The sequence below is a fragment of the Salinispora cortesiana genome (genome assembly GCF_000484695.1).
Taxonomy (GTDB): domain Bacteria; phylum Actinomycetota; class Actinomycetes; order Mycobacteriales; family Micromonosporaceae; genus Micromonospora; species Micromonospora cortesiana.
Genome location: NZ_AXVR01000023.1, coordinates 17,855 through 30,059 on the forward strand (window position 1 = coordinate 17,855; position 12,205 = coordinate 30,059).

The window sequence follows — 12,205 nt, forward strand, 5'->3', positions numbered from 1 at the left end:
GTCCTCAGTAGGTGACGACCGCGCGGAAGCGGACCTGTCCCCGGTCCACCCGCTCGACGGCCTCGGCGACATCCGCGGAGGTGAAGGTCTCCACGGTGGGCGTGACCTTGCCGGCCGCGACCAGGTCGAGCGCCTCGGTGACGCGGTGCAGGCCGTCGTGGCCGGCGGCGGAGATCCGCTGACCCTTCGCGAAGAACCCCTGGCCGGGATCGATGGTGAAGCTGCCGGACGGGTCGATCGAGGCCAGCACCAGCCGTCCGTTCACCCGCAGGCCCTTCATCGCCTCCGCGCCGGCCGGGTACGACATTCCGGTGACGAGCACGACGTCGGCGCCGCCAGCGGCGCGTAGCTCGCCGCCGTCGCGTACCACGACGCTGGCACCGAGGGCTCGGGCCGTAGCGTGCTTGTCCGGGGACCGGGTGATCGCGACCACCTCGTGGCCGAGGGCGCGGGCGAACTGGATCGCCAGGTGCCCGAGACCGCCGATGCCGAGCACAGCGACGCGGTCACCCGGGCGCGGTTCGGCCGCGTGCAGGGCGCTGAGCGCGGTGTAGCCGGCGCAGAGCATGGGCGCGGCCTGTTGGTAGGAGACGCCGTCGGGGATCGGCACGGTGCTCTCCGCCCGGACCGCCACGAACTCGGCGTGGCCGCCCTGCGCCGTCATCCCGGTCAGCACCGGGACGGCGCAGTGCATCGCGGTCTGCCCGGTGACCGGCAGCTTCCTCGCGCAGTAGTCGCATGCCCCGCAGCCCGCCTGGACCCAGGTGGCGCCGACCCGGTCACCGACCGCCCGGTTGGTGACGTTCGTGCCCACCGCCACCACCTCACCGGCCGGCTCGTGACCGGTGATCATCGGTACGATCCGCGGGAACGGGTAGACGCCATTGGTCAACCAGATGTCGTTGTGGCACACCCCGCTGGCTCGTACCCGGATCAGGACCTCGCCGGGACCCGGCTGGGGGGCCGGCACGTCGCGGAGCTCCCAACGCGCGCCCGGGTGGGCAACCACCGCGGCCCTCACCGCTCCTCCCCGGTCAGCTGGGGCAGCGTGTCACCGGCGGGTCGGTGCGGGCCGGACGGGTCTATCACGACAGGACAGCGACGTCTCATGGCGGAACCTCGGCATTCGCGCGGTCACAGGGATGGATGGGTAAGAGGTCGTGACGTTCAGGCCGGCAGCCGGACCGACAACCGGTGTCGAAAGACGTCGAGCGGGTCGTACCGCTGCTTCACCTGCTGTAGCCGCGGATAGTTGTCCTTGAAGTAGAGCGTGTGCCAGGTGACGCCGGAGGTGTTCCACGCCGGGTTGGCCAGGTCCACGTCGGGGTAGCCGATGTATGACCCGTCGCTGACCGCACCGGGCACCGGGACCCCGCCGGTGTCGGCGTACACATCCCGGTAGAACCGGCGGACCCAGTCGATGTGCCGCTCGTCGTCGTCCGGCGAGTGCCAGCCACCGGTGCTGTAGGACGCCTTGACAACACTGTCGCGCTGAGCGTTGGCGGTGGCGTTTCGGCGCACCGCGTTAACCTGGCCCCCGAAGGCGGTCAGCACCACATTGGCCATCGGGTTGGAGTAGCTTTGGTCGCCCAGATACCGGGCGATCGTGGCGAGCTGGTCGTCGGCGGGCCGGCGCCGCAGATATGCTGCCTTGTGTTTGTACCGTGCCCGCGGGTCGCTGGGCCAGCTGTAGGACGGCATCCATGACGTCATCCACGACACCACCTGCTGGTCGTCGGCCGATGGGGTCAGGCCGGTGCCGTCAGCCATCGCATGTAGCTGGTCCGCCAGCAACTTCTCCGCGTCCGGCGCTGCCTCGTCCACCACGGCTGTCATGGAGACGGCGCCGCCCGAGCGGTGCATCACGATGAGATTGCTCCACAGGTTCGCGGCCGGCGCCCCCGGAGCGCTGTTGTGCTCCAGCCACCCGCAGTAGTTCCCGATCAGCCGGGCGAGGGCGGCCTCGCTCATCCTGTCCCAGGACCACAACACGTCGCGGCGCCGGATGCGCTCCGGCGCCCGCGGCAGCATCCGGGAGGGGTCGGCACCGGGTGCGTCCGGGCTGCGTAGCCAGAACCGCGTCACCACGCCGAAGCTACCGCCACCGCCGCCGGTCATCGCCCACCACAGGTCCCGGTAGCGGTCGCCCGGGTCCCGCGTGGCCACCAGCACCTCAGCCTGGCCGGCAGGGTTGACCACCACCACCTCCACCGCGTACAGGTGGTCAACGACCAGCCCGTGTCGGCGGGACAGGTGGCCGTATCCGCCCCCGGTGACGTGCCCACCCATCCCCACCTCGAAACAGGTGCCGCCCGGTATCGTCACGCCCCAGGCGTCGTGCAGCGCCGGGTAGACCCGCCCGAGCGTGGCGCCGGCTTCCACCTCGATCGCGTGCATGCGGGGGTCGTACCGCACACCGTTCATCGGTGACAGGTCCAGTAGGACCGCGACGTCGGGGGAGGTGGAGAAGTCCTCGAAGCAGTGGCCGCCGCTGCGCACCCCGATCCGCCTGCCCGCGGAGACGGCCTGATTGATCGCCTCCACGACGTGTGCGGTGCTGCTCGCGAGCCGGACGTACTCAGGCCGGCCCGTGAACCGGTGGTTGTAACCCTCCACCAGGTTGGGGTAGCGGGGATCGGCGGGGCCAACGGTGGTGGCGTGCCCCGGCCGCCCGGGCTTCTGCTCTTCGATCAAGGCGTCCTCCCATGACGTTCCACCAGAGGCTCACACCCGCTCGATTCGGCCGCATCTTCCACCGTGCCGGGGTGCGGGTCCGGTTACCGCAGTCGCGCAACGTGAGAGAGGAGCCGGCGGGCCAGCGGTGCCACGATGGGTCGGGCCGCCGCGGCGCCGGATGAAGCGCGGCCGGAACAGACAAGCCGAGGAGTGTGCCGATGCTGCATGACAAGGTTGTGATCGTCTCCGGGGTTGGGCCGGGCCTCGGCCGGGCGGTCGCGGTGGGTTCGGCCCGTGCCGGCGCCGACGTGGTGCTCGCCGCCCGGAGCAGAACCATCCTGGAGGAGGTTGCTGCGGAGGTAGAACAGGCTGGCCGGAAGGCGGTCGTGGTGCCGGCGGACATCACCGACCCGGCTGCGGCGGACCACCTCGTGCAGTCGGCGGTGGACACCTTCGGCCGGGTGGATGTGCTGGTGAACAACGCGTTCGCCGTGCCCCCGCTGGTCCCACTGGTCGAGATGGACCCGGCCGCCGTACACGCAGAGATGGACACCGACGTGTTCGGCGCGCTGCGGCTGACCCAGCTCGCGGCCGGACACCTGGCCGCGACCGGCGGCTCGATCGTCATGGTCAGCTCGGTGGCGGCCCGACTGTCCCGGCCCGGCTTCGGCGCGTACAAGATGACCAAGGGCGCCTTGATCTCGCTGGCCCAGACGCTCGCCGCCGAGCTGGGCCCCCGGGGGGTGCGGGTCAACGTCGTGGTGCCGGGCAGTATCTGGGCCGCACCGCTGCGGCAGTACTACGACCACCTCGCGAACCAGCGTGGCGTGACCACCGAGGAGATCTACGAGGAGACCGCAGCGAACCTGGACCTGCGCCGGCTGCCAGAGGCCGCGGAGGTGGCCAACGCGGTGCTGTTCCTGGCATCGGATTTGGCCCGCGCCATCACCGGGCAGTGCCTCGACGTCAACGGTGGCGAGTACCACCACTGACCGGTCGCACCATGCCGGAGCCGTGACTTCCGGGTAGTGCCGATCCTTCAGTCCCGCGATCAGGTGATGTATGCCGTGAACTGTCGAGAACTGCCCGACGGGTCCGAGTTACTTGAGGGACCCACCCCCCGCAGGGCTCGGCACCAGGTGTCACGTCCTGGACGTAATCGCGACAGCAGAGGGGGACGCACCCATGCGGAAGATCATCCAGTGGGTGATGACGTCGGTGGACGGGTATGTCGACGGGCCGAATGGCGAGTTCGACTGGGCATCGCTCGGTCCGGAGATCGGGGAGTACAGCGACCGTCTACACGAGCGGGCCGACACCTTCCTGTACGGCCGGGGGGTGTGGGAGATGATGTCCGGCTACTGGCCGAATGTGGAGTCGATCTCGGAAGACGAGCACGATCTGAAGTTTGCGCCGATCTGGCACGAGACCCCGAAGGTTGTCTTCTCGCGGACCTTGGAGAAGGCCGACTGGAACACCCGGGTGATCGGTGGCAACCTCCACGAGGAGGTGACCGCGCTCAAGCGACAGCCGGGCAAGGATCTGCTACTCAGTGGCGGTTCCCGGCTGCCGGCCGCGCTGACGGCACTGGGGCTGATCGACGAGTATCACGTCGCCGTGCAGCCGGTCGTGCTCGGCGGAGGCAATCCGCTGTTCCGCGAGCCGGAGCAGCGGGTGAACCTTCAGCTGGTCAACGCCCGGACGGCCGACTCGTCGGCGGTGATTTTGCAGTACCAACCCGCTCGCGAGGCGTCGGCGCGCTGACCACCTGCGGCGGCGGTCCTGGGTGCCGCCGCCGCAGACTCGTCGGCGTCCACCTACTCGTCGACGGTGATCGTGTCGAGGATCGGACGTACCTCCATCGCGCCGGTGCGGGCGTCGGGCCACCGGGAGGCGATCTCGATGGCCCGCTCCAGGCTCGGTACGTCCACCGTGATGTAGCCCGCCAGGTGCTCCTTCACCTCTGCGAATGGACCGTCGGTCGTCGCTACCGCTCCGTCGACCACCCTTACGGTCCGGCTCTGGGAGACATCCGTCAGCGCGGCGCCGCCGATCAGCTCGCGATTGGCGGTGAGTTCTTTCATGATTCCGCCGACATCTGCCATGATCTTTTCCTGCTCGTCCTTGGAGAGGCGCTGCATGGCGGCAGGGTCGTTGTGGATGAGCAGCATGTACTTCAAAATCTGGGCTCCTTCTCAGCTTCTCCAGCGCGCTACGCATACCGGGCAGGGAGTGCGGATTCTACGTGCGACACAGTGCGCCGGCAACGCGCAGCGCGGGAGTGCCGCGTGTCCGTGGTGCCGATGAGGGCGATGTCGAGATCACCGGCCCGGGTCCGACTCATAAGGGAAGCAATGCCTCGCCTGACCGGGGCTCGTGCAGAAAGGAAGACTCGCATGCGAGATGCGACATCAGCTGCGCCGAATCAACGCGCTGGGCGCCGTGAGTGGACCGGCCTGGCTGTTCTGGCCGTCGCCACCCTGCTGGTGGCCTTCGACATCGGTGTTCTCTTTCTGGCGTTGCCGCACTTGAGCGCCGACCTCGGGGCCACCAGTAGCCAGCAGCTCTGGATTACCGACATCTACACGTTCCTGCTCGCCGGCTTCGTGATCACGATGGGCACGCTGGGGGACCGGATCGGCCGCCGCCGCCTGTTGCTGATCGGTGCGGTCGGGTTCGCTTTGGCCTCGGTGTTGACAGCGTACTCGAACAGCCCGGAGATGCTGATCATTTCCCGGGCCCTGCTCGGTGTCGCGGGGGCCACCATCGCACCCTCGACCCTGGCGCTGATCAGCAACATGTTCCGGGACGACCGGCAGCGCGGAGTCGCGATCTCCATCTGGGCGACCTGCCTGTTCGCCGGTGGTGCCACCGGCCCGGTGGTCGGTGGGGTCATGCTGGAGCACTGGTGGTGGGGGTCGGTGTTCCTCATCGCGGTGCCGGTGATGGTGGTGTTGCTGGTCGCCGGGCCGTCGTTGCTGCCGGAGTACCGCAACCCGGAGGCGGTCGGCCGGATCGATCTGGTCAGCGTGGCGTTGTCGCTGGCGGCCGTCCTGCCGATCATCTACGGCATCAAGAACCTTGCCGCCGACGAGACCGACCTGCCGGTGGCGGTCGGCGCGATCGTGGCCGGCCTGGTCGTCGCCGTCTTCTTTGTGCGCCGGCAGCTCCGACTGCCCAACCCCCTGCTGGACCTGAGCCTGCTGCGTCAACGGAAGATCCGGGTGGTGCTGCCCGCGATGCTGGTCGGTGCCGGCGCGTTCGGCGGGACCAGTATGTTCACCGCCCAGTACATTCAAAGCGTCGCCGGTCGTTCGCCCAGCGAGTCGGGGCTCTGGCTGTCCGCCACCGGTCTGGGTATCGCGGCGGGGAGCCTGCTGGCGCCGGTCCTGGTGCGCAGCATGCGGCCGCAGACCGCGATCACTCTCGGGGTGACCGGTTCCGCGGTCGCGTTGCTGGTGCTCACCCAGGCAGGGGCCAGCGGTTGGCTGATCGGGGTGGTGGCGTCGATCGCCGTGGTGGCCTTCGGCGTTGGTCCGCTGTTCGCGCTCGGTACCGGGCTGGTGGTCGGCTCCGCCCCGCCAGAGCGCGCCGGCTCGGCCGCGTCGATCTCCGAGACCAGCAACCTGTTCGGTACGTCGCTGGGCCTGGCGCTGCTGGGCAGCGCGGGCGCTGCGGTCTATCGCGGCCAGATGGCCGACGCGGACCTCAGCGCCTATCCGTCGGCGGTGGCCGACAGCGCACGCCAGACGATCGGCGGCGCCACGGCCAGCGGCGACCCGGGACTCATCGCGCTGGCGCGCGACGCGTTCACCAGTGGGCTGAACGTCGCGGCCGCGATCGCTGCGGCGGTGATGGTGGCTCTGATCCTGGCTCTCATCGCTACTTTCCGCGGCGATGGCGCCGACGAGGCGAACGCGGCGGAGGAGGCCGGGTCGGGCACCCAGCCGACGCCGGCCCGCTAGCCGCCATCGAAGCCGGGCATGCACCCGGCCCCTGGTCGCGCCGGGGCCGGGTGCTGCTATCGGGGTGTCGGCTGGTTGAGCCGGTTGCTGCGGAGCGCCAGGTAGCGTTGTTCGGGCACGCTGTTGGTGCGTTGCGCGGCCGCCTCGTAGCAGTCCCGGGCCGCGCTGAGATCTCCGGCCATTTCCAGCAGGTGCCCGCGTACCGCGTGGAAGCGGTGGTGATCACGCATCCGCTTGTCCTGGTCGAGGGGCGCCAGCAGCGCGAGGCCCTCCTCGGGGCCGCACACCATCGCCTCTGCCACGGCCCGGCTGAGGGTGATCATGGGGTTGGGGGAGGTCTGCTCGAGTAGTTGGTACAGCGCGGAGATCTGACGCCAGTCGGTGTCCTGTGGCCGCACCGCCTCGGCGTGGACGGCGGCGATGGCGGCCTGCAACTGATACTGGCCCACCGGCCCGCCGGAGGCCAGCGCACGGGTGACCAGCGCGGTGCCCTGTTGGATGACTTGCTGGCTCCAGCGGGTGCGGTCCTGTTCGTCGAGCGGGATGAGGGCGCCGTCCGGGGTGGTCCGGGCCCCGCTGCGGGCGTCGGTGAGCAGCATCAGCGCCAACAGGCCGGCGACCTCGCCGTCGTCTGGCAGTAGTCGGTGCACCGTCCGGGTAAGTCGGATCGCCTCCCGGGTCAGCTCGCCGCGCAGCAGGTCCGGGCCCGAGGTGCTGGCGTACCCCTCGTTGAAGATCAGATAGAGCACGTGCAGCACCATCCGCAGCCGGCTGGTGTACATCTCGCCCGACAGGGGGTACTGGATGCCCGCTGACCTGATCCGCTGTTTGGCGCGGCTGATCCGCTGGGCGACGGTCGACTCCGGCGTGAGCAGGGCACGGGCGATCTCGGCGGTGGTCAGGCCGCCGAAGGCACGCAGGGTGAGCGCCACCTGCGAGGGCGGGGACAGGTCGGGGTGACAGCACAGGAACAGCAGCACCAGGGTGTCGTCGCGGTCCGAGGGCGCCTCGTCCGGGCCGGGCGCCGTGAACTCGGCGGGCGTGTCGAGCACCGCCGCAGTGGCCTCGCGCCGCCGTCGCGCCTGGTCGCTGTGCCACTGGTCGGCCAGGCGCCGCGACGCGACGGTGGTGAGCCACGCCCGCGGGTTCGCCGGGATTCCCTGGTCGGGCCACTGAAGAGAAGCCGCGAGCAGGGCCTCCTGCACGGCGTCCTCACAGGCCTCGAACTGTCGGAAACGCCGGACCATGGTCGCGAGGACCTGTGGCGCCATCTCCCGTAGCACTTCCACGACCCGCGAGTCCGCCCTCGCGTGCGTGCGCACCGTACCTCCCGCATCGTTACGGCGGCCGGGGCTGCCCTGACGGTAGTCGATCTCCAGTGCAGCATACCGGGTGGTGGGGCCCGGCTGGCCGAAGTCGGCGCCGGGCGTCGTCACCTGGACGGGCGACGGACCCACGGGCGGGCACGCACTCCAACACGGGGGTCAGGCCTGGCGTTCCGCGGTGATGAATAGGAATGTTCCGGGCGTGTCTTGGTGGCGAACCGTGAGACCAGCCCGGTCCAGCCAGGTGTGGACCTCCGCCGACTCGAACAGTGGGAACCCCTCCGGCCGCGCCGGAAAGTGGTGGGAGTGCTGGAAGTAGCGGTAGACCGGGTCCGGTGACCAGACGAAGGTCATCATCGTCAGGACACCACCAGGGCGCAGGCACCGGCCGATTTCGTTGATCGCCTGTTCCGCGTCCGGCAGCGCCTGCAGTGCGTTCCAGCAGTTGACGCCGTCCAGGCTGGCGTCGGCGAACGGCAGGTCCACGGCGCTGGCGCGCACCGCCGGGATCTGCGGCAGCCGGGTCCGCAGGTCCAGCAGCATCTCTCCGCTGAGGTCCAGCGCCAGGACGTGTTCCGGGCGTACCGCGTCGGCCAGCACCGAGGTCCAGCGGCCCGCGCCCGCGGCCAGGTCGAGCACCGTCCCGGTCGCGCTGCCCGATCGCGTGGTCAGGTACTCGTCCTCGTCGGCGGGAGTCACGGCGTCGTCCCAGTTCATGCCCATTACGTTCAGGAAGGCCGGACGCATCCCGCTCTCGTATCGGAAGCCGATTCCCCGCATCGCCGCGGCGTTCTGCAGTACGTCCTTCTCGACGTCCTCCGGGGTCTCGCTGAGCGCGGTGCCGGGGCGCAACCGCTGCGAAAGATCCAGAACGCCGCGGCGGACCGCGTACCCGGCTTGGCAACTGTCACAGGTGAGCCGATTCGGGTCGGGCCGGAGCCGGCCGCCGCAGTGCGGGCAGCACAGCGCGGCATGCCGGGTGTAGGCCGACGGCGGAAGCTCCTGCGGGACGCCGGCCGGCACTGCCGCGCGCGGACCGTCGGAGGCGGTGTTCTTCGGCATCCCGTGCTGGACCGCCCAGTACGCCTTGGCGCCCATGTACGCGTACACCGACCGGGTGTCCCAGCGCCAGGTTCGGGTGACCTGCTCGCGGCTGAGGTCGGCGATCCACCGTCGATCGAACTCGCGCTCCTGACCGGTCAGGCCCCAGTCCCAGGGCGAGGGCCAGGCCCGGCCGAGATCCGGGTCGTCGTGGTCGAGCTCGCTCAGGCACCGGTCCAGCCGGGTCCGGTCGTCCGGAGCCAGCCGCATCCCCCGCACCGCGTCCAGAATCCGGTCGCGGTCGGCGGGGAAGTGCGCGAGTAGGTACAGCATGGCGAAGGTCAACGGCTCGTCGCCGGTCAGGCCGCGGGCCAGGTCGAGGTAGTGCTCCATCCCGTCGCGCACGGCGGTGTGCACCTCGCCGCCGGTCTCGGGATACTCCGCCTCGACCAGCAGACCCAGCAGCACCAGCAGGTAGCCCTGTTGTGCAGCCTGCGTCCGGTCGAGGGCCGCCCGCAGATCACCAACGGCCGTGGCGGCGTGGCCGGTTAGCGCGCCGCCGCGCCACACCGTCTCGGTGAGCCGTCGGAACTCCACCTCCCGGCGCTCGGGCGGTGCTTCGGTGAACGCCTCTAGTAGGTCACGGGTGGCCGATCGTACGGTGGAGTAGGTCATGGATGGTCCTTTCCAGGTGCTGACCGTCCTGGCGGTTCAGTGCGAGGGCTTGTTGACGGTGATGACTGCGTAGCCGATCTGGCGCGCGCCTGGTGTGAAGAAGTGTTCCAGGGTCTGGCGCAGTTCGTCGACGGCGGCTTTGCCGAAGCGGTCGGCCAGCTCGGCGCGCCGCGCCTCCACGGCTTGTACGTACTTGGGGGCCATGCCGAACACCCGCGGCCCGCACTGCAGGTACTCCACCAGTTCGAAGCCGGTTTCCCGTAAGGTGTCCAGCCAGTCGTCCACCGACAGCAGCCACTTGGCCCCGAAAGCGGCGGCGAACCGGCTGGCGGCCACGACGCCGAGCCCCTCCCGGGTTGTTTCGGTCAACGACAGCCGTCCGCCGGGACGTAGCACCCGATGCAGACCTCTGAGCGCGGGTACGAGGTCACTTGTGTAGACGAGCGACTCCATCGCCACCACCGCGTCGAAGCTGCTGTCCGGGAACGCCAGCGAGTTGTAGTCATCGCGCAGGAACGTGACCCGGTCGGTAAGCCCGGCTTCCCGGGCCCGGGCGTGCGCCTCGGCCACCTGACGGGTGCTGATGTTGATGCCGGTGACCTCTACCCCGTACTCGGCGGCGAGCTGGATCGCGGGGGCGCCGAGGCCGCAGCCAACATCGAGTACCCGCTCGCCCTCGCGCAGCCGCAGCGAGTCCGCCACCTTGCGGGTCAGCCGCTGCGACGCTTCGACCAACGATGCCTGATCTTCGTCGTCGTACCAGTAGGCCAGGTGCACCTGGCCGTCGTTGAAGGCGTCTGACATGTCGGATGACCCGTCGAACATCGCGGCGATCTCGTCGGGCTCCGGCGGTTCGCCAGTGGTTGTCGAGCTCTGCATGGCTCCACCTCTCGCACTGGGGGGCTGGCCGTCCGAGCCCTCGCTCCATGGTTACGGCGGCCCTGGAGCCATACATCTTCATGATTGCGTCGGTCGGGGTGGCGGCCGGCGGACAGCGTCCACGTGGGACGTGCCAGGGAAACCCTCCGACGTCGAGCGGGGAGATTGGGCAACCTGAAAGAACTCGGCGGTCCCTGGTGGCAATAGCCTGCCCCAAAGTTAATGACATAGAGAGTTGGGCATATATGGGCGTCAGGGGTATCTCCATAGGAACCGGATCGGGCAGGCTTGACTCGCTGACCGGCCTGCGGTTCGTCGCGGCTTTTCTGGTGTTCGTCTATCACTGCACGGTGCTGTCGGTCTTCGCCGACAGCGGCGTGCAGAGCGCCTACAGCTCGTGGGCGGGCAACGCGGGCGCTCTGGGCGTCTCGTTCTTCTTCGTGCTGAGCGGCTTCGTGCTCACCTGGTCGGCTCGGCCAGGTGACCGACCACGGCAGTTCTGGCGGCGACGGGCCGTCAAGGTCCTGCCCAACCACGTCGCGGCCTATGCGCTCGCCCTCGTGCTGCTGCTGGCGGCCGGCGCGTCGATCCATCCGGGGTCCGCGCTCGCCACGCTGTTTCTGGTCCACAGCTGGATTCCAGACCCCCACTTCGTCGCTACCTCGATCAACGGTGTGACCTGGTCCCTCTCCGCCGAGGTCGTCTTCTACCTGTTGTTCCCGTTCGTGCTGCTGCCCCTGGTCACCAGGATCAGAGAGAGCAGGCTGTGGTACGCGTTCGCGGGTGTGGGGGCGGCCGCGCTGCTGATGCCGGTGGTGGCGCTCACGCTGCTGCCCGCGGACCCCCCGAGCCCGTTCGCGCCGGACACCTCCTGGCCGCAGATGTGGTTCACGCACTTCTTCCCGCTGGTCCGGGGGCTGGAGTTCGTGCTCGGCATGATCATGGCGCGTATTGTCCTAAGTGGCCGATGGTTCAACCTCGGGATCGCGCCGGCCGCGCTGCTCGCCGGGCTGGTCTATGTGGTCTCCCTGCAGCTGCCGACCATCTACGGGTTTGCCTCGGTCTACCCGCTGCCGCTGAGCTTCCTGATCGCGGCTGCGGCGACCGCGGATGTGCGGGGACGCCAGACCTGGCTGAGGAGCCGTCCGATGGTCTGGCTCGGCGACATTTCCTACGCCTTCTTCCTGCTGCACCTGTTCGTGATCCTCAACCTGCACGCCGGATTGGGAGGCGACTGGGCGGCCAACGTCTCCCAGCGGCCGGCGTGGAGTACCCCGGTGGCGCTGCTGTTCTTGGTCGGCGCGCTACTCTTCTGCATCATGCTGGCCGGGCTCCTACACCGATTCGTGGAGGTGCCGGCGATGCGTCGTTGGTCTGGCTCACGGCGCTGGGCAGCCGGAACCCCGCCGGCCGGCAACACACCGGCCGGAACCCGGCCGAGCCCGCCCCGCACGGAGCCGGTGTCTCCGCCGGCCCAGCCCGAGGACGCCCGGTCCGAAACCGCCGGGTCGCCCCCCGCGCCGTAGCAAGTGTCCGTGGAGCGGCGCCGGGATCGGGTTGACGGGCGATGTCGAAATCCCCTTCCCGGCTCCGACCATCGAGTAGGTGCGCGCCCGGCCGGTCCGGCGCCACGAAATGGGAGGC

General features: G+C 69.6%; 10 protein-coding genes. 4 read left to right on the forward strand and 6 right to left on the reverse strand.

The genetic code is table 11. From position 1 onward, the window contains the following. Positions 1-4 precede the first annotated feature (4 nt). Both K228_RS0112415 and K228_RS0112420 read right to left on the reverse strand, forming a co-directional pair. Positions 5-1,021, reverse strand: coding sequence for an alcohol dehydrogenase catalytic domain-containing protein (locus K228_RS0112415; RefSeq protein WP_025618730.1), 1,017 nt, complete (start codon positions 1,019-1,021; stop codon positions 5-7). A gap of 146 nt (positions 1,022-1,167) precedes the next feature. After that, positions 1,168-2,694 carry an FAD-binding oxidoreductase gene (locus tag K228_RS0112420; RefSeq protein ID WP_025618731.1) on the reverse strand — a complete coding sequence of 509 codons (1,527 nt, stop codon included), beginning with the start codon at positions 2,692-2,694 and terminating at the stop codon, positions 1,168-1,170. A 200-nt stretch (positions 2,695-2,894) separates the two neighbouring features. Here K228_RS0112420 and K228_RS0112425 point away from each other — a divergent pair, with 200 nt between their 5' ends. Together K228_RS0112425 and K228_RS0112430 are read left to right on the forward strand one after the other, a co-directional pair. Next, positions 2,895-3,668: an SDR family oxidoreductase gene (locus K228_RS0112425; RefSeq protein WP_025618732.1), complete on the forward strand. Its 774-nt coding sequence runs from the start codon at positions 2,895-2,897 to the stop codon at positions 3,666-3,668. Between the two features lie 193 nt (positions 3,669-3,861). Next, the gene (locus K228_RS0112430) at positions 3,862-4,440 is read left to right on the forward strand and encodes a dihydrofolate reductase family protein (RefSeq protein ID WP_025618733.1); all 579 of its coding nucleotides are present in this window, start codon (positions 3,862-3,864) and stop codon (positions 4,438-4,440) included. A gap of 53 nt (positions 4,441-4,493) precedes the next feature. Here the strand turns inward: K228_RS0112430 and K228_RS0112435 are convergent, their stop codons facing one another. After that, positions 4,494-4,847 carry a YciI family protein gene (locus K228_RS0112435; protein ID WP_188116194.1) on the reverse strand — a complete coding sequence of 118 codons (354 nt, stop codon included), beginning with the start codon at positions 4,845-4,847 and terminating at the stop codon, positions 4,494-4,496. Positions 4,848-5,072: 225 nt separating this feature from the next. Here K228_RS0112435 and K228_RS0112440 point away from each other — a divergent pair, with 225 nt between their 5' ends. Further along, positions 5,073-6,641, forward strand: coding sequence for an MFS transporter (locus tag K228_RS0112440; RefSeq protein WP_025618735.1), 1,569 nt, complete (start codon positions 5,073-5,075; stop codon positions 6,639-6,641). A 56-nt stretch (positions 6,642-6,697) separates the two neighbouring features. Here the strand turns inward: K228_RS0112440 and K228_RS0112445 are convergent, their stop codons facing one another. The 3 genes from K228_RS0112445 to K228_RS0112455 all read right to left on the reverse strand — a co-directional run bounded on the left by K228_RS0112445 (position 6,698) and on the right by K228_RS0112455 (position 10,561). Continuing rightward, positions 6,698-7,930: an RNA polymerase sigma factor gene (locus tag K228_RS0112445; RefSeq protein WP_025618736.1), complete on the reverse strand. Its 1,233-nt coding sequence runs from the start codon at positions 7,928-7,930 to the stop codon at positions 6,698-6,700. Between the two features lie 195 nt (positions 7,931-8,125). Then, positions 8,126-9,682, reverse strand: a complete 1,557-nt coding sequence (locus tag K228_RS0112450; RefSeq protein WP_025618737.1) for a class I SAM-dependent methyltransferase — start codon at positions 9,680-9,682, stop codon at positions 8,126-8,128. A 36-nt stretch (positions 9,683-9,718) separates the two neighbouring features. Further along, the gene (locus tag K228_RS0112455) at positions 9,719-10,561 is read right to left on the reverse strand and encodes an SAM-dependent methyltransferase (protein WP_025618738.1); all 843 of its coding nucleotides are present in this window, start codon (positions 10,559-10,561) and stop codon (positions 9,719-9,721) included. Between the two features lie 245 nt (positions 10,562-10,806). Between K228_RS0112455 and K228_RS0112460 the strand changes: the two genes are divergently transcribed. Beyond that, a complete protein-coding gene (locus K228_RS0112460; RefSeq protein WP_245603464.1) occupies positions 10,807-12,087 on the forward strand; it encodes an acyltransferase family protein in 1,281 nt (426 codons plus the stop codon). The last annotated feature ends 118 nt before the right edge of the window (positions 12,088-12,205 follow it).